Genomic DNA, 24,834 nt, shown 5'->3' on the forward strand with positions numbered 1-24,834 from the left:
ACAGTGCCCGGAGCGCGCCGAGCCGACCGCGACGCCGGGCGCGCGGGGACTCGACCCGGTGCCCTCGTCGCCGCGTACACCGCGGGCGGGAGCGCGGAACTCGGCCCGGCCGTCGAGCAGACGGCGCCGCGGGCGCGTCGGTACGGCGCGTTCGGCGAAGCGGTCAGCGTTCCGGCGGACGCGTCACCGTGCGCGCGGGCGCCGGCAGTGACGGGTCGGGATCCGCGGTGGAGTCCGCGCCGACCCGGCCGGCCTCGGCGCCCGTGCGGGTACCCGCGCCGGCGCCCGGCCCGGTGCCCGTCGCGAGGCCCGGCCCGGTGCCCGTCTTGGCGCCCGTCGCGGCGCCCGGCCCGGTGCACGTGCCGTCGTACAGCCACGCCAGCCTCGCGTAGGCCTCGTCGACGATGTCCTCCGCGGCGGTGAGCATCTCCCGCTCCGCGAGCCGGGCACCGGCGTGCGCGCGGGGGTGCTCGTAGGCGTACACGTACGAGCACACGCCCGGATACAGATGACGCGGCACCACCCCGCGCCTCCGCCGCCACCAGCTGTCGCACACCGCGTAGAGACCGCTCGCGCAGAGCGTCAGCGGGATGCACAACGCCAGCAGGACGTCGCCCACGCCGGACCTCCTCGGTACTCGGGAATCTCGTCTTCCGTGTCAGCACCCGCCACGGGACGTCGGCGCGTCGTGGCGGGCGCAGTCCGGACATCGGCAGCCGGGGCGTCCGGCTGGAGTCGGTTCACCGCTCACAAGGGTGTCCGGCAACCGCGCGTGCACGCCCGGAAGGCGCCGGGAACGCGGGATCACCGCAGGATGCTCACCGGACCTTCGCCGCCCGGAGCGGCCCTGGCGGCCCGTGAGGCGGATGAGCGGGCACCGGTCCGGTGCCGTGTCGGGCGGGGTGCGGCGCGGGGCCGTCGCGGGAACCGGGCCCGGGCCGTGGCCGTGACCGGGGCCGTGGCCGGGGCACCACTGAGACCTCGGGCGGGGCCTGACCTCGGCGAGGGCCCGAGGGCAGGCGAGAGCAGCACTCGGCCGTGAGCACGAGCGGCTCCCGGGCGGCCGGAGTCGTCAGGGCGGCGGGGACACCGAGCCGGGCGCAGCCGCAGCGGAGGGCGGCGGAGGGCGGCGGCACGCGGGCGTTCCCGCGGCCGCGGGAACGCCGCCGGGACCAGACGGGCACCGAGGGCACGGACGACGCCCCGACCTCCGCCGTCGCGCCACGATCCGGTCGCGTCACCTCCGGCACCGCGCGGTCGCGGCACCACTCGGGCGGGACCCGCGAGCCCGGCCCGGCAGCCCGGCCCGACACCCCCGCCCGACCTGCGAGCCGCCCTCGGTACGGCCCGTCCGGTAAGCCCCGGCGACCGAACCGCGAACCGCGTCGGCTAAGGCACCGCGCCGGCTAAGGCACCGCGCCGGCTACGGCACCGCGCCGGGTCGACGAGTCGTCATCCCCAGCACGGACGCCCGGTACGAGCGTGGCCGTCCGCCGTCCGCTGTCCGCCGGCCGCGCCGTCGGCCGTACGACGGCCCCGGCTCAGGGCCACACCAGGCAGTACGGCTGGTGCCCCGCCTCATGCAGACGATGGCTGAAATCCTGCCACTCGTGCAGCAACTGGTAGACGTCGAAGGCGTCCCGCGGTCCGCCGCGGTCCGGGACGGTGGACCAGATGAACGCCGCCGCGCCCACCGACTCCTCGCCGATGTCGCGGAGCGGGTCGACGACCGTCATCGGGAGTTTCACCACGGCGTAATCGGGGTGGAGGACCACGAGTTCGAGCGGGGGCACCTTGTTCAGGGGCATGCCCTGAATGCCCGTGAGGACCATCGCGGCTATCGTCTCGGGTTTGATCTTGGTGAACATGCCGCCCATGCCGAGCTCGTCACCGCCCAGCTCCTCCGGGCGCATCGAGATCGGGACCCGGGCGGCGGTCGCACCGTCCGGCGCGCCGAAGTACTTGTAGGTCACCCCCATGCCCCGGCCACCCCTGTTCTCCACGGGCTCGGGCGCACCCGCCTCGTGTCGCCGGTGCTTCCCACGCCGGGCAGGCTCGGGACCCAGGTCGTCAGTCCCCTCGCCCAGTCCGCCACCGCGATGCATATCTCCACCCGACTGCTTTTAGGACGCACGGCCCCCGCCGCGCAACCCGATCATCGTGACAGTGACCTCCCCCACGGACGTGCGGTGAAACACCTGTCCGCAAGAACGTCCCGTGCCTCTGACACCATGGATTCCGTGAGCTTTCCCTATGACGCCCCAGTTTCGCAGACGCTTTTCGACCGCGCGTCCCTCGTGACGCCCGGCGGCGTGAACTCTCCCGTCCGGGCCTTCCGCGCCGTCGGCGGTACCCCCCGCTTCATGGTGTCCGGCAGCGGCCCGTACCTGACGGACGCCGACGGCCGCCAGTACGTGGACCTCGTGTGCTCCTGGGGCCCGATGATCCTCGGCCACGCCCACCCGGAGGTCACCGCGGCCGTGCAGGAGGCCGTCGCGCGCGGCACCTCGTTCGGTACGCCCGGTGAGGGCGAGGTCGCGCTCGCCGAGGAGATCGTGGCCAGGGTCCTCCCGGTCGAGCAGGTGAGACTGGTCTCGTCGGGCACCGAGGCGACCATGTCGGCGATCCGGCTGGCGCGCGGGTTCACCGGGCGCGCCAAGGTGATCAAGTTCGCCGGCTGCTACCACGGGCACGTGGACGCGCTGCTTGCGGCCGCCGGCTCCGGGGTGGCGACCTTCGGGCTGCCGGACACCCCGGGCGTCACGGGGGCGCAGGCGGGCGACACGATCGTGCTGCCGTACAACGATCCGGACTCGGTCCGCGCCGCCTTCCTGGCGCACCCGGGCGAGATCGCCTGCGTGATCACGGAGGCGTCCCCGGGCAACATGGGTGTCGTCCCGCCGCTGCCCGGTTTCAACCAGGCGCTCAAGGACGTGTGCGCCGAGAACGGCGCGCTCTACATCTCCGACGAGGTCATGACCGGTTTCCGTACGTCGAAGGCCGGCTGGTACGGCGTCGACGGTGTGGTACCGGACCTGATGACCTTCGGCAAGGTCATGGGGGGCGGTTTCCCGGCGGCGGCGTTCGGCGGCCGTGCCGACGTCATGGGGCACCTCGCCCCGGCCGGGCCGGTCTACCAGGCGGGCACCCTCTCCGGGAACCCGGTCGCGACCGCCGCCGGCCTCGCCCAGCTCCGGCTCCTGGACGACGCCGCGTACACCAAGGTCGACGCGGCCGCCGCGGCGGTGCGGGGCCTGGTCACGGACGCGCTGGCCAAGGAGGGCGTCGCCCACCGGCTGCAGTCCGCGAGCAACATGTTCTCGGTGTTCTTCACCGACGGCGAGGTGCGGGACTACGAGGACGCGAAGCGCCAGGAGGCCTTCCGCTTCAACGCGTTCTTCCACTCGATGCTCTCCCAAGGGGTCTACCTTCCGCCGTCCGCCTTCGAGTCCTGGTTCGTGTCGGCCGCCCACGACGACGCGGCCGTCGAGCGGATCGCCGCCGCGCTGCCCGCCGCCGCCCGTGCCGCCGCGGAGGCCACGGCATGACCGGTACGGGAATCAATACGGACAGGACCGTCGTCCATCTCATCCGGCACGGTGAAGTGGACAACCCGGACGGGGTCCTCTACGGGCGCCGCCCCGGTTACCACCTCTCCGAGCTGGGGCGCCGGATGGCCGACCGGGTCGCCGAGTACCTCGCCGACCGCGACGTCACCCACGTGGCGGCCTCGCCGCTGGAGCGGGCGCAGGAGACGGCGGCGCCGATCGCCAAGTCCCACGGGCTGACGCTGGACACCGACGAGCGGCTGATCGAGGCGGCGAACGTCTTCGAGGGCAAGACCTTCGGCGTCGGCGACGGCGCGCTGCGCAGGCCGGGCAACTGGCGGCATCTGACCAATCCGTTCCGACCGTCCTGGGGCGAGCCGTACGTGGACCAGGTGGTGCGGATGATGGGTGCGCTGGGCTCGGCCCGGGACGCCGCCCGCGGCCACGAGGCGGTCCTGGTCAGCCACCAGCTGCCGATCTGGATCGTGCGCAGCTATGTGGAGCAGCGCCGGCTCTGGCACGACCCGCGCCGCCGGCAGTGCACCCTCGCGTCGCTGACGACCTTCACGTTCCAGGGCGACGGGATCGTCTCGGTCGGGTATGCGGAGCCCGCGCGCGATCTTGTACCGGCGCATCTCCTCGCGGGTGCCAAACCGGCCAAGGGACAGTCCAAGGCGTTTGGCGCATAGCCGTATCGCCGTCCCGCACATTCCGTGCTAACCCCGGGAACCTTCGCGTTCCGCACGCCATCTCCCTCCATGCGAGTACGTGCGGGAATGCGACAGGGAAACGGGGACGGCCGGCATGCGCGACATCACGCGAAGGAGCCTGCTGGGAGCGGGACTCGGCGCCGCCGCGGCCATCGGCGCCGCGGGCTGCGGCGTCGGCTCGGGCGGCGGTGGGGAACCGGGACGAGGCGGCGGTGAGACGGGCGGGGGCGGTGGCAAGAACGCCGGTGCGGCGAAGAAGCCGGTGCGTCTCATAGGCGACGGCTCGACGGCCGACACGGGAAAGCAGCCCCGGCAGCCGGACGCCCCTGAGCCGCTCGAACCCGGGCAGGCCCCGCCGCAATTCGTGATCTTCTCCTGGGACGGGGCGGGCGAGGTCGGCAACGGCCTCTTCCCGCGGTTCCTGGAACTCGCCAGGGAGCACGACGCGGCGATGACGTTCTTCCTCTCCGGGCTCTACCTGCTGCCCGAGTCCAGGAAGTCGCTCTACCGTCCGCCGAACAATCCGGTGGGGGCCTCCGACATCGGCTATCTCACCGACGCGCACATCAAGGACACCCTGAAGTACGTGCGGCAGGCGTGGCTCGAAGGGCACGAGATAGGCACCCACTTCAACGGGCACTTCTGCGGCGGATCGGGTTCGGTCGGCAACTGGACGCCCGCCCAGTGGGAGAACGAGATCGACCAGGCCGTGTCGTTCGTCACACGGTGGAAGAGCAACAGCGGCTGGACGGAACTCGATCCGCTCCCCTTCGACTACGGCAGGGAACTCGTCGGCGGCCGCACCCCCTGTCTGCTCGGTCAGGAAAGTCTCCTGCCGACGGCGCGGAAACTGGGCTGGCGCTACGACGCCAGCTCGCCGGGCGGCCGGCAGAAGTGGCCCGAGAAGCGCGGCGGCGTATGGGACCTGCCGCTGCAGGCCATGCCGTTCCCCGGCCACTCCTTCGAGGTGCTCTCGATGGACTACAACATCCTCGCCAATCAGTCCCGGAATTCGACCAACGGGGTGCCCTCCCGCTATCCGGGCTGGCGGAGGCAGGCCACCGAGGCCTATCTCGGCGGATTCCGGCGGGCCTACGAGTCGAACCGCGCCCCGTTCTTCATCGGCAACCACTTCGAGCAGTGGAACGGCGGTATCTACATGGACGCCGTCGAGGAGGCCCTGAAGTCGATGGCCGGGAAGAAGGACGTGCGGCTGGTGTCGTTCCGGCAGTTCTGCGACTGGCTCGACGTGCAGGACCCGGGGATTCTCGCGAAGCTCCGTTCCCTCGAGGTCGGGCAGTCCCCGGACGGCGGCTGGAACGCCTATCTCGGGAATGCCGGATAGCCGGCGGTCGCGGATGCGCCGGCACGCCGGAATCGGCGCGCCGGTCCTGCGCAGCACACCCTTAACCCCCCTTGACAAGGGGCGTTACGGGCGGCAAGGGGGGCGGCCAAGATCCCCTGAACCCACATGCGAAACTTTTCACATGAGCCTTGTCCGTGCCTCTCGACGCACCCTGATCACCGTCGGCGCGCTCGCCGCCGCGCTCACTCTGTCGGCGTGCACCGGCGATGCCGGCGGCAAGTCCGGCGGGGGCGGCGACACCAACTTCGTCGCCGGTACGAGCGGGATCGTCACCGTCGCCGAGGGCAAGCGGACGACGGCCCCCCGGCTGTCCGGCAAGGACCTCACGGGCAAGCCGCTCGACCTGGCCGACTACAAGGGCAAGGTCGTCGTCTTGAACCTCTGGGGATCGTGGTGCGCGCCGTGCCGTGCCGAGGCGCCGTATCTGGCCGAGGTCGCCGAGGAGACGAAGAGCAAGGGCGTGGAGTTCATCGGGATCAACACCCGCGACCCGCAGACCGGCCCGGCGCTCGCGTTCGAGAAGGACTACGCGGTCGGCTACCCGAGCTTCCACGACCCCATCGGCAAGCTGATCCTGAAGTTCCCCAAGGGCAGCCTGAATCCGCAGGCCATCCCGAGCACGCTCGTCATCGACCGCGAGGGGAAGATCGCGGCCCGGGCCCTGACGGCGCTGGACGACAAGCAGCTCCGCTCCATGATCGACCCCGTGGTCGCGGAGAAGGCCGCGGAGCAGTAGGGATGCAGAACGAGACGGTCATGAGCGGCGCGCTGCTGCTCGCGCTCCCCGTCGCCGTCCTGGCGGGTCTGGTGTCCTTCTTCTCCCCCTGCGTACTGCCGCTGGTGCCGGGCTACCTGTCCTACGTGACCGGTGTCACCGGCACCGACCTGGCCGAGGCCCGCAAGGGGCGGATGGCCTCCGGGGCCGCTCTCTTCGTGCTCGGCTTCTCCGCCGTCTTCGTCTCCGGAGGGGCCCTCTTCGGGTTCTTCGGCTGGACCCTCCAGGAGCACCGCGAGGTGCTCACCACGGTCCTCGGCGTGCTGATGATCCTCATGGGCCTCTTCTTCATGGGCCTCATGCCCTTCCTCACCCAGCGCGAGTTCCGCTTCCACAAGCGGCCCGCGACGGGACTGGTCGGGGCACCCGTCCTCGGCGCGCTGTTCGGCATCGGCTGGACCCCCTGCATCGGCCCGACCCTCGCCTCGGTGACGGTGCTCTCCACGCAGCAGGGCAGCGCGGGCCGCGGTGCCCTGCTGACCGCCGCGTACTGCCTCGGCCTCGGGCTGCCGTTCGTGCTCGCGGCCGTCGCCTTCCGCAGGGCCCTCGGTGCGTTCGGCTGGGTCAGGCGGCACTATGCGTGGGTGACGAGGATCGGCGGCGGCATGATGATCGCGACCGGCGCGCTGCTGCTCACCGGTGCGTGGGACGTCCTGGTGCAGCAGATGCAGAGCTGGTCCAGTGGCTTCCAGGTGGGAATCTGATCCATGAGCGAGACCGAGACCGAAACGACGACCGGGACCGAAACGACGACCGGGACCGGGACGACACCCGGGACGGCGACCGATACCGGCACCACGACCGAGGCCGCCGGCGCCGAACGAGCCGGCCAGGAGCCCGGTGACCTCGGCGGCGCGGGGGACCGGCTCTCCACCGCCCCCCAGGAGCGGGCCGTGCCCGGGTCCTTCGGCGGACCGCGCGCGCCGGGCCCCGTCGGCGCGCTCGCCTGGGGAGTTCGCGAGACGGCCGGCTGGATCCGGTGGTTCTGGCGCCAGCTGACCTCCATGAGGGTGGCGCTCATCCTGCTGTTCCTGCTCTCCCTGGGCGCGATCCCCGGTTCCCTCATCCCGCAGAACAGCGTGGACGAGATGAAGGTCGGCACCTGGAAGGACAACAACGAGTTCTGGACGCCGGTCTTCGAGAAGCTCCAGCTCTTCGACGTCTACAGCTCGGTGTGGTTCTCGGCGATCTACATTCTGCTGTTCGTCTCGCTGATCGGCTGCATCGTCCCGAGGACCTGGCAGTTCATCGGCCAGTTGCGCGGCCGCCCGCCGGGCGCGCCCAAGCGGCTCACCCGGCTGCCCGTGTACACGACGTGGCGCACCGAGGCCGAGCCCGAGGCGGTCCGCGAGGCCGCGCTCGCGCTGCTGCGCAAGCGGCGGTTCCGGGCCCGTGCCGCCGGGGACGCGGTGGCCTCCGAGAAGGGGTATCTGCGCGAGGTCGGCAACCTCCTCTTCCATGTCTCCCTGATCGTGATGCTGGTGGCCTTCGCCGTCGGGCAGCTCTTCAAGTCCGAGGGCGGCAAGCTGGTCGTCGAGGGCGACGGCTTCGCCAACACCCTGACCCAGTACGACGACTTCAGGTCCGGGTCGCTGTTCGACGTCGACGACCTGGTCCCGTTCAGCTTCACCCTGGACCAGTTCACCGGCACGTACGAGCCCAGTGGCCCGCAGAAGGGCACGCCCCGTACCTTCGAGGCGGCGGTCACCTACGCGAAGGGCGCCGAGGGCAAGGACCGGAAGGCCGTCGTCCGGGTGAACGAGCCACTGGAGGTCGACGGCTCCAAGCTCTATCTGCTCGCCCACGGTTACGCGCCCGTCGTGACCGTCCGCGACGGCAAGGGCCAGGTGGTCCACCGGGCCGCCGTGCCGCTGCTGCCCATCGACGACAACGTCAGCTCCACGGGCGTCATCAAGGTGCTGGACGGCTACCGCAACAAGGACGGCGAGAAGGAGCAGCTCGGCTTCCCCGCCTTCTTCGTGCCCACCTACGCGGGCAAGGGTCACGGCCAGATGTTCTCCCAGTTCCCGGCCCTGGTGTTCCCGGCGCTCAACCTCAGCGCGTACCGGGGCAGCCTCGGCGTCGACTCCGGCGTCCCGCAGAACGTGTACCAGCTGGACACCCGCAAGATGAAGCCGTTCGAGGACGCCAAGGGCGAGGTCTTCAAGCAGACCCTGCTGCCCGGCGAGACGATGAAGCTGCCCGGCGGCGCCGGCTCGATCACCTTCGAGAAGGAGATCAAGGAGTGGGCGAGCTTCCAGATCTCCCAGCAGCCGGGCAACGGGCTCGCCCTCGCCGGTGCCGTCGCCGCGATCACCGGACTCGTCGGCTCCCTGTTCATCCAGCGCCGCCGGGTGTGGGTGCGCGCCGTTCGCGGGGAGGACGGGGTGACGGTCGTGGAGATGGCGGGGCTGGGCCGGAGCGAGTCGGCCGGGCTCCCCGAGGAGCTGGCCGACCTCGCCGCATCGCTCAACGCCGAGGCGCCGACCGCACCCGATCCCGAACCAGCCGAAGCTGTTCCTGCCGAAGGGGCTGAGAAGTGAATCTCGCCGCCGCCAACAACGAGAGCCTCGCCGAGTTCAGCAATGTGCTGATCTACTCGGCCATGGCCGTCTACACCCTGGCCTTCCTCGCGCACATCGCCGAGTGGACGTTCGGCAGCCGCAGCAAGGTCGGCCGTACCGCCGCCGCCCTGACGGCGGACGGCCGGGCCGCCGCACCGAAGGTCCGGGTCGCCCGAAAGGGCGGCGGGACCACCGTGCTGGAGCGCCCCAGGGTCGTCACCCGTTCCTCGCCCGGCGCCCGGGACGTCCCCGACGGCCCCGGCGCGGCCGGCGGCGACCAGCAGGGCGACCTGTACGGCCGGATCGCGGTCTCGCTGACCGTCCTCGCCTTCCTGATCGAGGCCGCGGGGGTCGTCGCCCGGGCCGTCTCGGTGCAGCGCGCCCCCTGGGGCAACATGTACGAGTTCTCCACCACCTTCTCCACGGTGGCGGTCGGCGCGTACCTCGCTTTCCTCCTCGCCAGGAAGAACGTGCGCTGGATCGGGCTGCCGCTCGTCACCACGGTCCTGCTGGACCTGGGCATCGCGGTCACCTGGCTCTACACCGAGAGCGACCAGCTCGTTCCGGCCCTGGACTCGTACTGGCTGTGGATCCACGTCTCCACCGCGATCTTCTGCGGCGCGGTCTTCTACCTGGGCGCGGTCGCCACCCTGCTGTACCTGTTCCGGGACTCCTACGAGAGCAAGCTCGCCGACGGCGTCGACCCCGGCTCCTTCGCCCGCTCGGTGCTGCAGCGGCTGCCGTCCGCCGCGTCCCTGGACAAGTTCGCCTACCGCATCAACGCCGCGGTCTTCCCGCTGTGGACGTTCACGATCATCGCCGGGGCGATCTGGGCGGGCGACGCGTGGGGCCGCTACTGGGGCTGGGACGCCAAGGAGGTCTGGTCCTTCATCACCTGGGTGGCGTACGCCGCGTACCTGCACGCCCGCGCCACCGCCGGGTGGAAGGGCCGCAAGGCCGCGTACATCGCGCTGATCGCGTTCGCCTGCTTCCTCTTCAACTACTACGGCGTCAACCTCTTCGTGAACAGCCTCCACGGCTACGCGGGGGTCTGATCGCCCGCCGCTGCCGGGCGGGCCGGAGACGGGCGGGCGGGGCGGAGACGATCGCCGGCAGGCCCGGCAGGCCCGGCAGGCCCGGCAGGCCCGGCAGGCCCGGCAGGCCCGGCAGGCCCGGCGGGTCCGGCAGGCCCCGGGGAGGTCCGGAGAGGTCCCGGAGAAGTCGTGGGGCGGGCACGGCGGGTGTCCCGGCGATGGCCGGGGGAGGCCCCGGCGGGCGTCCGAGTGGGCGCCACACGGTAGCGGGCCCGGCCCGCAGGGGCGACGCTGGTGCCATGACGGAAGCGATCCCGTACGGCACCGGCGAGACCCGGGCCGGCGACGACGGCCCGGTGCACGTCCTGCACTTCGTGCTCCTGCTGCCGCACCCGGTGGTGCGGGTCTGGGCCGCAGTCGCCACGCCCGAGGGCCTGCCGCAGTGGCTGGCCGCGGCGGACCTGCTGGAACCCCAGTTGGGCGGCGCGGTGACGCTCCGTTGGCTGAACGCGGAGGAAGGCACCGAGGGTGCCGTGGTCTCCGGGCGGGTCACGGCCTGGGACCGGGAGGCCGTCGCCGAGTACACCGTCGAGACGTACGGCCGTATCCGCTTCCACATGGAGCCGGCGCCCGCCGACTCGCTGGCGGCCGTGCTGCGGTTCACCAACGAGTTCGCCGGACCGGACGAGCGGCGCCTCGACAACCTGGCGGGCTGGCACCAGCACTTCGAGTACCTGTCGGACGCGCTCGACGGCCGGCCCGCCGACTGGTCCTCCTGGACGCCCGAGCGTTTCGGGCAGCTCCGCGCGGAGTACGCCGCCCGCACCTGACCGAACGGCGCGGCCCTGCGAGGCACGGTACGGCCCTGCGCGGCGCGGTACGGCCCTGCGCGGCGCGGTACGGCGCTACACGGCCCGGCACGGTACGGCGCTACACGGCCCGGCACGGTACGGCGCGGCGCCGCCCGCGAGTCAGCCGTCGTCGCCGATGTCCTCGTGCCACAGCTCCGGGTGGGCGTCGACGAACTCCCGCATCAGTGCCGTGCACGCGGGATCGTCCAGGACCACGACCTCCACGCCGTGCGCCGCCAGCCAGCCGTGGGCGCCGTGGAACGTCTCCGCCTCGCCGACCACCACCCGGGAGATGCCGAACTGCCTGACCAGCCCGGCGCAGTACCAGCAGGGGGAGAGGGTGGTCACCATCGTGGTCCCCCGGTACGACCGCTGACGCCCCGCCGCACGGAACGCGTCCGTCTCGGCGTGCACCGAGGGGTCGCCGTCCTGGACGCGGCGGTTGTGCCCGCGGCCGAGCAGCGACCCGTCCGCCCCGTACAGCGCGGCGCCGATGGGGATGCCGCCCTCCGCGCGGCCCGTGCGCGCCTCGTCGAGGGCGGTGGACAGCCACCGCCGTGCCAGCTCCCGGTCCAGCTCACGATTCGGCTCGCGATTCCGCTCCCGGTCCATGACCCGGTCCCTCCTGTCCTCAGGACGTGCCCGGGTCCTCGTCGCGCGTCGGGTCCTTCGCCCGGTCCCTGGGCTGCCCGGGGCCGTCCTCGTCGAGGGACTTCAGGAACTCGGGGTTGTCGTCGGGAGCCACCCAGCCGCCGCGCCGTGACGGACGCCGCGTGCCGCGGTCCTTTCCGGCGATCAGCCAGGAGATCGAACCGACGAGCGGGAAGAGCAGCACGAGGATCGCCCAGAGCGGCTTGGGGATGTGCCTGATCTCCTTCTCGTCCGTGGAGATGCAGTCGATGAAGGCGTAGATGCTGAGCGCCAGCGGCACCAAGAACATCAGCACCCGAAGCATTGGCGGCCCCCTGCGTGCGGAGAACGGGGCCGTGGAACGGCCCCCGTGACGAGTCCAGCGTAGCGAGTGGCAGATACTGGACGGCATGGCTTACGACGATCTTCGCTCGTTGCTCCGGGCACTGGAGCGTGAGGGCGACCTCAAGCGCATCAAGGCCGAAGTCGACCCGTACCTGGAGGTCGGGGAGATCGTCGACCGGGTCCAGAAGTCGGGCGGCCCCGCGCTGCTCTTCGAGAACGTGCGCGGTTCGTCCATGCCGCTGGCGATGAACGTGTACGGCACCGACCGCCGGCTGCTGAAGGCGCTCGGGCTGAAGGCGTACGACGAGATCAGCGCGAAGATCGGCGGGCTGCTGAAGCCCGAGCTGCCGCACGGCTTCGTGGGGGTGCGCGAGGCGTTCGGCAAGCTGGGCGCGATGACGCACGTGCCGCCGAAGAAGGTGAAGGACGCGCCGGTGCAGGAAGTGGTGCTGCGCGGTGACGAGGTCGACCTGGACCGGCTGCCCGCGCTGTTCACCTGGCCCGAGGACGGCGGCTCCTTCTTCAACCTGGGCCTCACCCACACCAAGGACCCCGACACCGGGGTGCGCAACCTCGGCCTGTACCGCCTCCAGCGCCACGACAAGCGCACCATCGGCATGCACTGGCAGATCCACAAGGACAGCCGCAACCACTACCAGGTGGCGGCGCGGCGCGGCGAGAAGCTGCCGGTCGCCATCGCCTTCGGCTGCCCGCCCGCGGTGACGTACGCCTCGACGGCGCCGCTGCCCGGGGACATCGACGAGTACCTGTTCGCGGGCTTCGTCCAGGGCAAGCGGATCGAGATGGTCGACTGCAAGACCGTGCCGCTCCAGGTGCCGGCGCAGGCGGAGGTGGTCCTGGAGGGCTGGCTGGAGCCGGGGAAGATGCTTCCCGAGGGCCCGTTCGGCGACCACACCGGCTTCTACACGCCGCAGGAGGACTTCCCGGCGCTGACGATCGACTGTGTGACGATGCGCAGGCGCCCGCTGCTCCAGTCGATCGTGGTGGGGCGTCCCCCGACGGAGGACGGTCCGCTCGGCCGGGCGACGGAACGCTTCTTCCTCCCGCTGCTCAAGATCATCGTGCCGGACATCGTGGACTACCACCTGCCCGAGTCGGGGGGCTTCCACAACTGCGCGATCGTCTCGATCGACAAGAAGTACCCGAAGCACGCCCAGAAGGTGATGCACGCCATCTGGGGCGCGCACATGATGTCGCTGACCAAGCTCATCGTCGTGGTGGACGCCGACTGCGACGTCCACGATCTGCACGAGGTGTCGTGGCGGGCGCTGGGCAACACCGACTACGCCCGCGACCTGACCGTCGTCGAGGGGCCCGTGGACCACCTCGACCACTCGTCCTACCAGCAGTTCTGGGGCGGCAAGGCGGGCATCGACGCCACGCGGAAGTGGCCCGAGGAGGGCTACACCCGGGACGGGGGCTGGCCGGAGATGGTCGTCTCGGACCCGGACACGGCGGCGCTGGTCGACCGCCGGTGGAAGGAGTACGGCCTGTGAGCGCCTCGGCGGCGGCGGTGCCGGGCGTCGGCCGGACGAGGGCGTTCCTGCGGCTGGTGATGATCGAGCACTCGGTGTTCGCGCTGCCGTTCGCGTACATCGCCGCGCTCACCGCGATGTTCGAGAGCGGTGGGGGCATCGACTGGGTGACGCTGCTGCTCGTCACCGTCGCCATGGTCGGCCTGCGGACCTTCGCGATGGCCTGCAACCGGATCATCGACCGCGAGATCGACGCCCGCAATCCGCGGACGGCCGGCCGCGAGCTGGTGACCGGGGCGGTGTCGGTGCGGTCCGCCTGGACCGGGGCGGGCATCGCCGTGGTGGTCTTCCTCGGCGCCGCAGCCCTGCTCAACCCGCTGTGCCTGGCGCTGGCGCCGGTCGCGGTCGTGCCGATGGTGGTCTATCCGTACGGGAAGCGCTTCACCAACTTCCCGCACGCGATCCTCGGGCTCGCCCAGGCCATGGGCCCGGTCGGCGCCTGGCTCGCGGTCACCGGGGCCTGGTCCTGGGACGCTGTGATCCTCGGGCTGGCGGTCGGCGTGTGGATCGGCGGCTTCGACCTGATCTTCGCCTGCCAGGACGTGCAGGCCGACCGCGCCCACGGCGTGATGTCGGTCCCGGCCCGCTTCGGCATCCCGGCCGCGCTGTGGGGGGCCCGGGCCTGCCACGCCGTGACGCTGGTTCTCTTCGCCTGGTACGCCCTCGCCACCGGCGCCGGGGCGTTCCTCTGGCTGGGCCTGGCGGTCGTCGCGGTGGCGTTCGTCTACGAGCACTCGATCGTGACGCCGCACGACCTGTCCCGGCTGAACCGGGCGTTCTTCACCGTCAACGGTTTCATCGGCATTGCCCTGTTCGTGTGCGCGCTGACCGATCTGGCCGTCCGGGGCCTCACCCCGTAGCCACCGTGCGGCCTACCATCGAGCGCATGGACAGGGAGGCCGATCCGGCCGACGTCGCCGACGTGACCGTCACCGTCTCGGAGAGCGGCCGGCTGCGCTCGCAGCTCAGTCGGCTCGAGGGCATGTTTCCGGGCTACCGGACGGAGATCGTCGAGGGCGCCGCCCTCGTGATCGGCCCCGTGAAGCCGCACCACGCCAAGACGATCAGGGCGGTGTGGAACGCGCTGGAGGCCCAGCTCCCCGACGAGTGGGACTTCATCAGCGACGTCACGATCCCCTTCGACGAAGCGAACGAGTTCTGCCCCGACCTCGCCGTGATCCCGAGGGCCGAGAGCGAGAGGAACCTCAGCGCCTACCCGCCCGACCTCGTCGAACTCGCGGTCGAGGTGGTCTCGCCGGGCAGCGTCCGCAACGACTACGAGATCAAGGACCGGGCCTATGCGCGGCGCGGGATCCCCACTACCTGATCCTCGACCCGTACCAGGCGCACTGCGTGACGCTCTGGAATCCCGGCCCGGACGGCTATCTCGGCCGGGACACGATTTCTTACGGCAGGCCGGTCGTCGTGGAGACGGGCATCGGGAAGGTCACTCTGGACACGGCAGAACTCCCCGTGGATCCCGCGGCCCGGTCCTGACCGAGGCGGCCCGGTCCTGACCGAGGCGGCCCGCGCCCTGACCGAGGCGGCCCGGTCCTGATCGAGGCGGCCCGTGCCCCTGCGGGCCCGGGAAACGACGTTCGCCCCACCGGGCAGCCTCGGTGCCCGGGGCCCCGGCCCGGGGAGCGGGCCCGCCCGTCGGCGCCTGCCCGGCAGTCAGGCCGTGATCACGGCCTGACTGCCGAGCGGCGGAACACGAACGCCGCCACCACGCCCGCCACCAGGCCGATGAGGTGCCCCTGCCAGCTCACGCCCGTGTTCGCGGGGGAGAGGCCCAGCAGGATCGAGCTGCCCCATATCGCGCCGACCGCGAGGCCGACGCCGATGTCCACCGGCCGGCGGTCCACGAAGCCGCGGACCAGCAGATAGCCGAAGAGGCCGAAGACCAGACCGGACGCGCCCGCCGTGTTGGAGCCCGGCGGCGAGATCAGCCAGACGCCGACGCCGTCGGCGACGATGATCAGTGCGGCCACGGCCAGGAAGCGGCGGATGCCGCCGAGCGCGGCGAGGAAGCCGAAGACCAGCAGGGGAACGGTGTTCGACGCCAGATGACCGAAGCCGAAGTGGAGGAAGGACGCCGGGACGACGTCCGCCAGCTCGGCGGGCTCACGCGGGGTGATCCCGTACGTGTCGAGGCTGTGGCCCGTGACGTGGTCGACCGCCTCCAGCGCCCACAGCAGCGCCACCCAGGCCAGCATCAGCTTGCCCGCGGCCTTCGCCCGGTCGGTCCGGCTCGGCTCGAGCGAGGTGGTCGACATCCTGGCCCCCAGTGGTTTCCGCGTCTTTCCCCGGAAACGTCCGGGGAACCTGCCCCGGTTCCGCCACCGGGTGGCCGGATAGGCTCACTGCCATGAACGACGCCAATCGCACCCCGTGGGTCGTCGGGGTCTCCGGGGCGTCCGGGACCCCCTACGCCGCGGCCGTACTGCGCGGGCTGCTCGACGCGGGCGAGAGCGTGGACCTGGTGGTGTCGCGGGCCTCGCGGCTCACCCTGCTCGACGAGACGGGGATCGCGTTCCGGGACGGGCACTGGCAGGACGACCTGCGCACCTGGCTGGAGCGGGGCGCGGACGGCAAGCCCGGCACGTTCCGGGTGGACGTGGGCGCGGTGCGCCACTGGGCGGCCGGGGACCTGGCCGCCGGACCGTCCTCGGGGTCGTACCCGGTGAAGGGCATGCTGATCGTGCCGGCGTCCACCGCCTGTGTCGCGGGTGTGGCGCTCGGGCTGTCCAAGGACCTGCTCCAGCGGGCGGCGAGCGTCACACTGAAGGAGCGGCGCAGGCTGGTGGTCGCCGTGCGGGAGACCCCGCTGAACGGCCAGACCCTGCGGCACCTGGTGGCGCTCGACGAGGCGGGCGCGGTGGTCCTGCCCGCGTCCCCCGCCTTCTACGCGGGGGCGACGCACATCCAGGACCTGGTGGACTTCGTGGCGGGGCGGGTGCTGGACGCGGCGGGCGTCGCCCACGGCCTGTACCGCCGCTGGGAGGGAGAGCTGGGGGGCTCCAGGGCCGACTAGCCGGCCGTCGGGCGAGGGGACGGGGGTCCCGGCCGGACGGGCCGTCCGTGGCGTGGTTCGTTCCGGATACGCAGGGGCAGTGCGGGGTGTACACCCTGCACGCCTTGGATTTCACACGTAAAATTGCGGTAGCGATGAATAATGGAAGGCTCAGGCATATGGACGCCGTGGATAGGCAGCTCATCCAGGCCCTGCGCGAGAACGGCAGGGCCTCGTACGCCGAGCTCGGCCGGCTCGTGGGGCTCTCCGGTCCCTCCGTCACCGACCGCATCAACCGCCTGGAGGCCGCGGGCGTCATCACCGGCTACCGGGCGACCGTCGACGCCGCCTCACTCGGTCTCGGCGTCACCGCGCTGATCGGCATCTCCCTCTCCGACGCCGCCGACCACGAGGACGTGGCGCAGCGACTGCGCGACCTCGCGGAGATCGAGGACTGCTGGTTCATCGCGGGTGACGACTCGTACATGCTCAAGGTGCGTGCCAGCGACGTCGACGGCCTGGAGAAGACGATCCGCCGGCTGTCGGGGACGAAGGGCGTGTCGCGGACGCGTACCACCATCGTGCTGTCCACGAAGTGGGAGAACCGGGTCGGGGACCTGCCCGAAGAGGTCTAGGCGTAACGTGGGTGGGGCCTCCGGCGATCCGGGGGCACGCCCGGGAAAAGGCCCTGGGACAGGCGCAGTACGAGGACATCTGGGAGGCGGCCGCATGGACGCGGGGCTCAAGCGCGAGCTGGAGGAGAAGGTCCGGGCCGGCGAGCGGCTGACCCGCGAGGACGGCATCGCCCTCTACGAGTCGGACGATCTGGCCTGGCTCGGCGGCCTCGCCCACGAGGTCCGTACGCGCAAGAACGGCGACGTGGTCCACTTCAACGTCAACCGCCACCTCAACATGACGAACGTCTGCACGGCGTCGTGCGCGTACTGCTCGTTCCAGCGCAAGCCGGGTGAGAAGGACGCGTACACGATGCGCATCGAGGAGGCCGTCCGCCTGGCCAAGGCGATGGAGAGCGAGAACCTCACCGAGCTGCACATCGTCAACGGGCTCCACCCGAACCTCCCCTGGCGCTACTACCCCCGGTCGCTGCGCGAACTGAAGCAGGCGCTGCCGGACGTCTCGCTGAAGGCCTTCACCGCGACCGAGATCCACCACTTCGAGACCATCTCCGGGCTGACCGCCTCGGAGATCCTGGACGAGCTCATCGACGCCGGGCTGGAGTCGCTGACCGGTGGCGGCGCCGAGATCTTCGACTGGGAGGTCCGCCAGCACATCGTGGACCACCGCACCCACTGGGAGGACTGGTCCCGGATCCACCGCCTCGCGCACGAGAAGGGCCTGAAGACCCCGTGCACGATGCTGTACGGGCACATCGAGGAGCCCCGCCACCGGGTGGACCACGTCCTGCGGCTGCGTGAACTGCAGGACGAGACCGGCGGCTTCCAGGTCTTCATCCCGCTGCGCTACCAGCACGACTTCGTCGACATGAAGGACGGCAAGGTCCGCAACAGGCTCCAGGCGCGGACCACGATGGCGACGGGCGCGGAGGCGCTGAAGACCTTCGCGGTGTCCCGGCTGCTGTTCGACAACGTCCCGCACGTCAAGGTCTTCTGGGTGATGCACGGGGTGCAGACCGCGCAACTGGCGCTGCAGCACGGTGCGGACGACATGGACGGCTCGGTCGTCGAGTACAAGATCACACACGACGCGGACAACTACGGCACGCCGAACAAGCTGACGCGCGACGACCTGCTGGAGCTGATCCGCGACGCGGGCTTCCGGCCGGTGGAGCGGAACACCCGCTACGAGGTCATCCGCGAGTACCCGGGCCCCGACGGCGACCGCCGGGAGTCGCCGCAGCCCATGCGGGTCTGACGCACGCGGCGCCCCGCCCGGGTCGCGCCGCGGCCACCGCCCGCGAGGCCGGGCCGGGCCGGGTCACCGCCCGCGACGGCGAGACCGGGCCGTCCAGCCGCCTGGCGAGACCGTCCGGGCCGGGCCGGTCCGGGCCGTCCGGACGCCCGTCCCGGCCCCCGGCGGGGCGTTGTTATCGTCGGGTCATGGCTCTGGAATTCTCGCTCGATCCGCCCGTCGGCCCCGTGCTCCGCGACGGGATCCTGGGGCTCTGGACCGATGTGAGCAATGCCGACGGGGCCGTGGGGTTCGTACCGCCGGTGAGCCCGGAGGACGTCCGGCCCGAACTGGTCCGGCACCTGGTGGCGATGGCCGAGGGGCGGGCGCGGCTGCTCGTCGGGCGGGACGCGGACGGCGAGGTCGCCGCGGCGGCGTTCCTCACGTTCAACGCGCACCGCCTGATGCGCCACTGGATCTGGCTCTACACCGTGATGGTGCATCCCCGGCACCAGGGCAAGGGGTACGGCCGGCAGCTGCTCGCCGCCGCCGCCGACGCCGCCCGCGGGATGAGCGGGATCACCGCGATACGGCTCACCTGCCGCGGCGGCGCGGGGCTGGAGCGGTTCTACGCCTCGTGCGGCTACAAGGAGGTCGGGCGGGTGCCCGACGCGATCCAGGTCTCCGACGGCGACTACCGCGACGACATCACCATGCTGCTCCCGCTGGTGTGATCCTCCCCGGGCGCCGTCCGGGCCGGAAGGGCCCCAGCCGCCTCGATGCCGGAAGGGCCGGAGCCGCCTCGATGAGCGAAATGGGGACATGCTTCACTGGACGGGCGACTCAGAGAAGGAAAGGGGCCGTCGTGTCCGACAGCAAGACGAGCGCCACGCTCCGGTACACCCTCATGCGGTTCGGCATCTTCGCCGGCTGCTTCCTCGTCCTGTGGGGGCTGGTGTACCTGCGCGTACTGCCGCGCGGCCTCGGTGACTCCAACCTGCTGTGGGTGCTCGTGCTGTCCGTCCTGATCTCGGCGCCGCTGAGCGTCGTGCTGCTGCGCAGACAGCGCGAGGCGATGTCCGAGCAGATCGTCGCCAAGGTGGACCGGGCGAAGACGCGCCTGGAGGCCAACCGCACCCGCGAGGACGTCCAATAGCGCATCACCGCGTCCGCCGGCCGCACCGGCGGAAGTGAGCTTCGTCACAGCCGACTTCACCCATCCTGCCGCCCCGGCGGGGAGCAAGCGCTCCCATGCTGGGGTGGTGCTGTTTCCGGACACGCGCTGGCGCGATCATGGCCCAAAGCGCGGCTTTGAGGGTCTCAAAGTTCAAGTGTTAACGTATGGCTCATGACGACAGCAGTGTGCCCCCGAACGGTCATGAGCCTCCCGCTCGTGACGCGGCTGCACGTCGACCTGTGCCTCCCCCTCGCACCGCACCGCGCCGGTGCCGGGGGCGCCCCCGGCCTGCCCGCGCTCTGTCGCCGCCCGGTCTGACCCGGCATCGCGGGGCGGCCTTCCCCCGAGTGAACGGGCGCCGCACCCACATCCCCCCTTCCCGATTCCTCCGTTTCTCGAGTTCCTGAATCCCCGAACTCCCGATGCGCCTCACCGGAGTGTGCCCGTGTCCGCGAACTCCGCGACGCCCACCCGCGCCAGCCGTATGCCGAAGGTCCCCTTCTGGGCCCAGATCGTCGCCGGTCTGGTCGCCGGCGTCCTGCTCGGCTGGCTGGCCCGCAGCCAGGACGTCACCTGGCTCCGCACGACCCTGGAGCAGATCGGCGACATCTTCGTCCAGTTGCTCAAGCTGGCCGTCGCACCGCTCGTCTTCTTCGCGATCCTGGTGTCGATCACCAATCTGCGGAAGGTCAACAACGCCGCACGGCTGGCCGGCCGCACACTGCTGTGGTTCATGATCACCTCGCTGATCGCCGTGGCGATCGGCCTCACCCTCGGCCTGCTCACCAACCCCGGTGCGGGCACCGGCCTCACGCCGAAGGACGGCGCGAAGCCGGAGAAGGCCGGCTCCTGGATCGACTTCCTCACCGGCATCGTGCCCACGGACGTCATCACGCCGTTCACCGAGCTGAACGTTCTTCAGATCGTCTTCATGGCCGCTGTCGCCGGTGCCGCCGCGCTCAAGCTCGGTGACCGCGCCCAGCCGATCCTCGCCTTCAGCGAGTCCGTGCTGGAGCTGCTCCAGAAGGCGCTGTGGTGGGTCATCCGGCTCGCCCCGATCGGCACCGTCGGCCTCATCGGCTACGCGATCGCCGACTACGGCTGGGACCTCATCGGCAAGTACGCCACCTTCACGGCCGACGTCTACATCGGCTGCGCGCTGGTCCTGTTCGGCGTCTACCCGCTGCTGCTGGCGACCGTCGCCAAGGTCAACCCCCTGCAGTTCTTCAGGGGCGCCTGGCCGGCCATCCAGCTCGCCTTCGTCTCGCGCTCCTCGGTCGGCACCATGCCGGTCACCCAGAAGGTCACCGAACGCCTGGGCGTCCCGAAGGAGTACACCTCCTTCGCCGTGCCGTTCGGGGCGACGACCAAGATGGACGGCTGCGCGGCCGTCTACCCGGCTCTCGCCGCCATCTTCATCGCGCAGATCTTCGACGTCCCGCTCGGCGTGCAGGACTACGTGCTGATCGCCTTCGTCTCGGTCGTCGGATCCGCGGCCACCGCGGGTCTCACCGGAGCGACGGTCATGCTGACGCTGACCCTCTCCACGCTGGGCCTCCCGCTGGAGGGCGTGGGTCTGCTCATGGCGATCGACCCGATCCTGGACATGATGAGGACCGCGACGAACGTCGCCGGTCAGGCCGTCGTGCCGGTGATCGTCGCCGCGCGCGAGCGGATCCTCGACCGCGACGCATACGACTCGGCCTCGGCGTCTCCGGTGGACGAGGGCGGGACGCCCGAGCCGGAGCAGAAGGAGGCCGTCCCCGCCACCGTGTGATCTGCCGACCGGCGGGCCCGCGGCGCCGACGCGAACCGCCCCGCCCCCGCGCCGGGCAGCTTCGTGTGCCGGTCCAACGTGGACCGGCCGACGAGGCGGACCGGAAGCTTCGGCGCACCGGAAGCTCGGCGCACCGGCCCGCTTCGGCGGGCCGTGGGTGCGGAGCGCAGGCGCCCGCCCTAGACTGGCAAGATCATCGTTTTCGTCCGGAAGCGGGAGATGCGCACCATGTCGAAGCGAGGCAACAAGCGGCGGGCCAGGAAGAAGCGGAAAGCGAACCACGGCAAGCGCCCCAACGCCTGACCGCCCCCACGCCTGACCGCTTTCGCCGGTTCGGCGCAGACCATCCGAGGACCGGTCCGCGAAACCCGCGGACCGGTCCTCGGCGTTTCCGCCCGCCGATGGGCCGTAGGCTTACCGGACAACAGTTCGGTGGCCGGTGGCCGGGAGGACGTCTGACGTGGGTGGTGCCGGTCGGGGCAAGCGGATGCCGCGTGCCATGCGGGAGCAGCAGATGCTCGACGCCGCAGTGCAGACGTTCGGGCAACGGGGGTACCGGCCGGCGTCGATGGACGAGATCGCCGAGCTCGCGGGGGTGTCCAAGCCGCTGGTCTACCTCTATCTGAACTCCAAGGAAGACCTCTTCACCGCCTGTATCCGGCGGGAGTCCGCGGCACTGGTCGCGGCCGTACGGGCCGCGGTGGACCCGGGGCTGCCGGCGGACCGTCAACTGTGGGAGGGCCTGACCGCGTTCTTCCGGCACACGAACGAGCACCCGGACGCCTGGGCCGTGCTGCACCGGCAGGCCCGTACGCACGGCGAGCCGTTCGCCGCCGAGGTGGCGGTGCTGCGGGACGAGATCGTGACGTTCGTGACGGGGCTGATCGGGGCGGCGGCGCGCGAGGCCCACGGGCCCGGCGAAGTCGCCGCCGGGGAAGCGGCGGGCCTGGCCCAGGCACTCGTCGGGGCGGCGGAGTCGCTGGCCGGGTGGGCGAACGACACCCCGGGCGTCTCCGCGCGGCAGGCGGCGGCGACGCTGATGAACTTCGCATGGGAGGGCCTGGGAAACCTCATGAAGGGGGAACGCTGGGCGCCGCCCGCCCGATGAGGTGCCGCCGGTCCCTCGCGGCCCGCCCGCGCATGGCACCGGGGGCCGTGTCGTTCCTGCCGTAGGCCCCGCGGAGAACGGAGAACGGAGACCGTTCCGGACCGGGTCGGGAACCGGCACGGACCGGCGACCCGAGTCCGGGCCCGGTCCGGCTGCCCCGGACCCGGCGTGCGCACGGCACCGCTGCCGTCCGTACCGCCCCATCGTTCGACCGGGCAGTGGGCAGTGGGCAGTGGGCAAGCGGTGTGCGGCGTCCGGCCCGGCCGCTTCGCGACCCGTCAGCCCTGCCTGAGCCGCCACTCCCGGACGACCTCGTCCACGTCGTACGGCTTTCGACCGAGCGGCGGCCCCGGGGGCGGCATCAGGAGCATCTTGGTGATCTTCTCGTTGATCTCCGTGATGATCCGGCGCACCGCGGTCTCCGAGGGCGCGCGGTGGGCCTTCTCCAGCGCGTCCTCGGCCTCCTTGCGCAGGGCGAGGGCGGGAGGCAGCACGGCGATGCCTTCGCGGTGCATCTTGCCCTTGACCCACCAGAGCTCGTCGTACGGCGCCAGGTCGTCGGGCAGGGGCTTGCCGAGGCCCGGCAACTCCTCGAACTCGCCGCGTTCCCTCGCGTCGCGGATCTGCTTGTCGACCCACGACTCGAAACTGACGCCCGGGGGCTTGCGCTCGGTCATGGGTTCCAGGGTACGGACCGGCGGCCCCGGCCGACCGGGTCTCCGGAAGGCCGTGGAGACGAATCCCGCGACGCGGCTGTGGGAGGAGCCGGGATTCCGCGTCCTGGGCACGGTCCCGGGCGCCTTCAGGCACCCGCCCTGGGCGCGTGCAGGCACCCGCAGCACGGCATGGTGGGGTGAACATCATGTTCCGGGAGTTGTGAGACCTCCGGGGAGGTTTCCTTTCCTCTCCCGTTCACCGTCATTTCCCCTGCGGTTCCCGTTCCCGTTTCCGTTTCGCTTTCCGGTTTTCGGCCGTTCGGGTGGCGAATACGGCTGCCGGCAGGAGGCCGGAAGGGCAGGAGCCCCGTCCCGTACGCGATGTACGGGCGGGGCTCCTTGGGTACTGCTAAGTCGTGCGCGATCGCCGACCCGGTCGCATCAGGCCGGGGTGACGTTCTCCGCCTGCGGGCCCTTCGGGCCCTGGGTGACGTCGAAGTTCACGACCTGGTTCTCCTCGAGGGAGCGGAAGCCGGTCGCGTTGATCGCGGAGTAGTGGACGAAGACATCCGGGCCGCCGCCGTCCTGGGCGATGAAGCCGAAGCCCTTTTCAGCGTTGAACCACTTCACGGTTCCGGTAGCCATAAGCCCTCCTTGGGCCAAAGGGTTGCCCTGCTCCAGAACCTGCAAACAAGTCTGAAAACTACAAAAGCCTGCGGGTTACATGCTCCGCAGGCTCTGCACTGCAAGGGAAACCAAACTGCAACTTGCGTTGAGCCTAGCACGCACGGTGTTCAGATGGGTAGAGGGAAAGATCACGTCACCCGGACGTTTGATGCAGCCTTGACATGCTGACGCTCTCGGCGGGGTGCCCCGGCCATTCGAAGGCGGGTCCCCCGGTCTAGCCTCACGATGTGGACAGTCACGCAGCACCCGCGGAACACGCCGAGAACGCCGCCGTCGATCACGGCGGTCGCAGCCGGCCGCGGGTCGGTCACATCCAGTTCCTGAACTGCCTGCCGCTGTACTGGGGCCTCGCCCGCACCGGGACGCTCCTGGATCTCGAGCTCACGAAGGACACCCCGGAGAAGCTCTCCGAACGGCTGGTCGCCGGTGATCTCGATATCGGCCCGATCACCCTTGTGGAATATCTGCGCAACGCCGACGAACTCGTCGCTTTCCCCGATATCGCGGTCGGCTGCGACGGGCCGGTCATGTCGTGCGTGATCGTCTCGCAGCTGCCGCTGGACCGGCTGGACGGCGCCCGGGTCGCCCTCGGGTCCACCTCCCGCACCTCGGTGCGCCTGGCGCAGCTGCTGCTCGCCGAGCAGTACGGGGTGGCGCCCGACTACTACAGCTGCCCGCCCGACCTGGGCGTGATGATGCAGGAGGCGGACGCGGCCGTACTGATCGGCGACGCCGCGCTGCGCGCGTCGCTGCACGACGCGCCGAGGCTGGGGCTGCGGGTCCACGACCTGGGCCGGATGTGGAAGGACTGGACCGGCCTGCCGTTCGTCTTCGCGGTGTGGGCGGCCCGCCGGGACTATCTGCGGCGGGAGCCCCGGGTGGTACGGCAGGTCCACGAGGCGTTCCTGGCCTCCCGCGACCTCTCCCTCGAGGAGGTCGCCAAGGTCGCCGAGCAGGCGGCGCGCTGGGAGGCGTTCGACGCGGCGGTGCTCGAGCGGTACTTCACGACGCTCGACTTCCGCTTCGGTCCCGAGCAGCTGGCCGGTGTCCGGGAGTTCGCCCGCAGGACCGGCCCGACGACGGGCTTCCCGGCCGACGTGGCGGTCGAACTGCTCGGTGCCTGAGCCAGGTGCGGGCAGTCCGGTGGGCGGGCGCTCAGGTGGGCGGT

The 24,834-nt window shown here is 71.3% G+C and carries 27 protein-coding genes and 1 pseudogene; 21 read left to right on the forward strand and 7 right to left on the reverse strand.

Features of this window, described 5'->3' with window-relative positions:
* Nucleotides 1-163: 163 nt before the first annotated feature.
* Both DDW44_RS17280 and DDW44_RS17285 read right to left on the reverse strand, forming a co-directional pair.
* Entirely contained in the window at nucleotides 164-619 is a 456-nt protein-coding gene (locus tag DDW44_RS17280; protein WP_108907001.1) for a hypothetical protein, read from the reverse strand.
* Between the two features lie 922 nt (nucleotides 620-1,541).
* Nucleotides 1,542-2,105, reverse strand: coding sequence for a hypothetical protein (locus DDW44_RS17285; RefSeq protein ID WP_078503500.1), 564 nt, complete (start codon nucleotides 2,103-2,105; stop codon nucleotides 1,542-1,544).
* 126 nt (nucleotides 2,106-2,231) lie between these two features.
* On the opposite strand from DDW44_RS17285, the gene hemL reads away from it, so the two are divergent.
* The 8 genes from hemL (at nucleotide 2,232) to DDW44_RS17325 (ending at nucleotide 10,827) form a co-directional block, all read left to right on the forward strand.
* Entirely contained in the window at nucleotides 2,232-3,548 is a 1,317-nt protein-coding gene (gene hemL / locus DDW44_RS17290; protein ID WP_108907002.1) for a glutamate-1-semialdehyde 2,1-aminomutase, read from the forward strand.
* Nucleotides 3,545-4,237, forward strand: a complete 693-nt coding sequence (locus DDW44_RS17295) for a histidine phosphatase family protein (RefSeq protein WP_108907003.1) — start codon at nucleotides 3,545-3,547, stop codon at nucleotides 4,235-4,237. Before hemL ends, DDW44_RS17295 begins: the two co-directional genes overlap by 4 nt.
* A 115-nt stretch (nucleotides 4,238-4,352) precedes the next feature.
* On the forward strand, nucleotides 4,353-5,603 hold the full coding sequence (locus tag DDW44_RS17300; RefSeq protein ID WP_108907004.1) for a polysaccharide deacetylase family protein: 1,251 nt from the start codon (nucleotides 4,353-4,355) through the stop codon (nucleotides 5,601-5,603).
* Between the two features lie 142 nt (nucleotides 5,604-5,745).
* Nucleotides 5,746-6,360, forward strand: coding sequence for a TlpA family protein disulfide reductase (locus tag DDW44_RS17305; RefSeq protein WP_108907005.1), 615 nt, complete (start codon nucleotides 5,746-5,748; stop codon nucleotides 6,358-6,360).
* Nucleotides 6,361-6,362: 2 nt separating this feature from the next.
* On the forward strand, nucleotides 6,363-7,103 hold the full coding sequence (locus tag DDW44_RS17310; RefSeq protein ID WP_108907006.1) for a cytochrome c biogenesis CcdA family protein: 741 nt from the start codon (nucleotides 6,363-6,365) through the stop codon (nucleotides 7,101-7,103).
* A gap of 3 nt (nucleotides 7,104-7,106) precedes the next feature.
* Nucleotides 7,107-8,942: a cytochrome c biogenesis protein ResB gene (gene resB, locus DDW44_RS17315; RefSeq protein ID WP_108907007.1), complete on the forward strand. Its 1,836-nt coding sequence runs from the start codon at nucleotides 7,107-7,109 to the stop codon at nucleotides 8,940-8,942.
* Entirely contained in the window at nucleotides 8,939-10,018 is a 1,080-nt protein-coding gene (ccsB, locus tag DDW44_RS17320) for a c-type cytochrome biogenesis protein CcsB (RefSeq protein ID WP_108907008.1), read from the forward strand. The genes resB and ccsB overlap by 4 nt, the downstream gene beginning before the upstream one ends.
* A 278-nt stretch (nucleotides 10,019-10,296) precedes the next feature.
* Entirely contained in the window at nucleotides 10,297-10,827 is a 531-nt protein-coding gene (locus DDW44_RS17325; protein ID WP_018889415.1) for an SRPBCC domain-containing protein, read from the forward strand.
* 141 nt (nucleotides 10,828-10,968) lie between these two features.
* Here DDW44_RS17325 and DDW44_RS17330 read toward each other — a convergent pair whose 3' ends face one another.
* Complete coding sequence (locus DDW44_RS17330) at nucleotides 10,969-11,460, reverse strand: nucleoside deaminase (RefSeq protein ID WP_108907009.1); 492 nt, start codon at nucleotides 11,458-11,460, stop codon at nucleotides 10,969-10,971.
* Between the two features lie 19 nt (nucleotides 11,461-11,479).
* Entirely contained in the window at nucleotides 11,480-11,803 is a 324-nt protein-coding gene (locus DDW44_RS17335) for a PLD nuclease N-terminal domain-containing protein (RefSeq protein WP_026165418.1), read from the reverse strand.
* Between the two features lie 85 nt (nucleotides 11,804-11,888).
* Here DDW44_RS17335 and DDW44_RS17340 point away from each other — a divergent pair, with 85 nt between their 5' ends.
* The 3 genes and pseudogenes from DDW44_RS17340 to DDW44_RS17350 all read left to right on the forward strand — a co-directional run bounded on the left by DDW44_RS17340 (nucleotide 11,889) and on the right by DDW44_RS17350 (nucleotide 14,876).
* Complete coding sequence (locus tag DDW44_RS17340; protein ID WP_026281601.1) at nucleotides 11,889-13,340, forward strand: menaquinone biosynthesis decarboxylase; 1,452 nt, start codon at nucleotides 11,889-11,891, stop codon at nucleotides 13,338-13,340.
* Complete coding sequence (mqnP, locus tag DDW44_RS17345; protein ID WP_018889411.1) at nucleotides 13,337-14,239, forward strand: menaquinone biosynthesis prenyltransferase MqnP; 903 nt, start codon at nucleotides 13,337-13,339, stop codon at nucleotides 14,237-14,239. The genes DDW44_RS17340 and mqnP overlap by 4 nt, the downstream gene beginning before the upstream one ends.
* A gap of 26 nt (nucleotides 14,240-14,265) precedes the next feature.
* A pseudogene (locus DDW44_RS17350) lies at nucleotides 14,266-14,876 on the forward strand (Uma2 family endonuclease).
* 188 nt (nucleotides 14,877-15,064) lie between these two features.
* Here DDW44_RS17350 and DDW44_RS17355 read toward each other — a convergent pair.
* Entirely contained in the window at nucleotides 15,065-15,655 is a 591-nt protein-coding gene (locus DDW44_RS17355; RefSeq protein WP_018889409.1) for a rhomboid family intramembrane serine protease, read from the reverse strand.
* 92 nt (nucleotides 15,656-15,747) lie between these two features.
* Here DDW44_RS17355 and DDW44_RS17360 point away from each other — a divergent pair, with 92 nt between their 5' ends.
* The 9 genes from DDW44_RS17360 (at nucleotide 15,748) to DDW44_RS17395 (ending at nucleotide 22,323) form a co-directional block, all read left to right on the forward strand.
* Nucleotides 15,748-16,413, forward strand: a complete 666-nt coding sequence (locus DDW44_RS17360; protein WP_108907010.1) for a UbiX family flavin prenyltransferase — start codon at nucleotides 15,748-15,750, stop codon at nucleotides 16,411-16,413.
* 158 nt (nucleotides 16,414-16,571) lie between these two features.
* The gene (locus DDW44_RS17365) at nucleotides 16,572-17,027 is read left to right on the forward strand and encodes an Lrp/AsnC family transcriptional regulator (protein ID WP_018889408.1); all 456 of its coding nucleotides are present in this window, start codon (nucleotides 16,572-16,574) and stop codon (nucleotides 17,025-17,027) included.
* A 94-nt stretch (nucleotides 17,028-17,121) separates the two neighbouring features.
* Complete coding sequence (gene mqnE / locus DDW44_RS17370) at nucleotides 17,122-18,285, forward strand: aminofutalosine synthase MqnE (RefSeq protein WP_018889407.1); 1,164 nt, start codon at nucleotides 17,122-17,124, stop codon at nucleotides 18,283-18,285.
* A 185-nt stretch (nucleotides 18,286-18,470) separates the two neighbouring features.
* Nucleotides 18,471-18,995 carry a GNAT family N-acetyltransferase gene (locus tag DDW44_RS17375; protein WP_108907011.1) on the forward strand — a complete coding sequence of 175 codons (525 nt, stop codon included), beginning with the start codon at nucleotides 18,471-18,473 and terminating at the stop codon, nucleotides 18,993-18,995.
* A gap of 131 nt (nucleotides 18,996-19,126) precedes the next feature.
* Nucleotides 19,127-19,417, forward strand: coding sequence for a DUF4229 domain-containing protein (locus tag DDW44_RS17380; protein WP_017948708.1), 291 nt, complete (start codon nucleotides 19,127-19,129; stop codon nucleotides 19,415-19,417).
* Between the two features lie 192 nt (nucleotides 19,418-19,609).
* Nucleotides 19,610-19,756, forward strand: coding sequence for a hypothetical protein (locus DDW44_RS32100; protein ID WP_158687449.1), 147 nt, complete (start codon nucleotides 19,610-19,612; stop codon nucleotides 19,754-19,756).
* A gap of 127 nt (nucleotides 19,757-19,883) precedes the next feature.
* Complete coding sequence (locus DDW44_RS17385; protein ID WP_027731903.1) at nucleotides 19,884-21,215, forward strand: dicarboxylate/amino acid:cation symporter; 1,332 nt, start codon at nucleotides 19,884-19,886, stop codon at nucleotides 21,213-21,215.
* A gap of 228 nt (nucleotides 21,216-21,443) precedes the next feature.
* Nucleotides 21,444-21,518 carry a 50S ribosomal protein bL37 gene (locus DDW44_RS33560; RefSeq protein ID WP_106430099.1) on the forward strand — a complete coding sequence of 25 codons (75 nt, stop codon included), beginning with the start codon at nucleotides 21,444-21,446 and terminating at the stop codon, nucleotides 21,516-21,518.
* A gap of 184 nt (nucleotides 21,519-21,702) precedes the next feature.
* Complete coding sequence (locus tag DDW44_RS17395) at nucleotides 21,703-22,323, forward strand: TetR/AcrR family transcriptional regulator (protein ID WP_208648045.1); 621 nt, start codon at nucleotides 21,703-21,705, stop codon at nucleotides 22,321-22,323.
* Between the two features lie 278 nt (nucleotides 22,324-22,601).
* Here the strand turns inward: DDW44_RS17395 and DDW44_RS17400 are convergent, their stop codons facing one another.
* Complete coding sequence (locus tag DDW44_RS17400; protein WP_018889403.1) at nucleotides 22,602-23,000, reverse strand: DnaJ family domain-containing protein; 399 nt, start codon at nucleotides 22,998-23,000, stop codon at nucleotides 22,602-22,604.
* Between the two features lie 420 nt (nucleotides 23,001-23,420).
* Nucleotides 23,421-23,624 carry a cold-shock protein gene (locus DDW44_RS17405; protein WP_017948713.1) on the reverse strand — a complete coding sequence of 68 codons (204 nt, stop codon included), beginning with the start codon at nucleotides 23,622-23,624 and terminating at the stop codon, nucleotides 23,421-23,423.
* 269 nt (nucleotides 23,625-23,893) lie between these two features.
* On the opposite strand from DDW44_RS17405, the gene DDW44_RS17410 reads away from it, so the two are divergent.
* On the forward strand, nucleotides 23,894-24,790 hold the full coding sequence (locus DDW44_RS17410) for a menaquinone biosynthetic enzyme MqnA/MqnD family protein (protein ID WP_017948714.1): 897 nt from the start codon (nucleotides 23,894-23,896) through the stop codon (nucleotides 24,788-24,790).
* The last annotated feature ends 44 nt before the right edge of the window (nucleotides 24,791-24,834 follow it).

The sequence above is a fragment of the Streptomyces tirandamycinicus genome, assembly GCF_003097515.1.
GTDB classification, from domain to species: Bacteria; Actinomycetota; Actinomycetes; order Streptomycetales; family Streptomycetaceae; genus Streptomyces; species Streptomyces tirandamycinicus.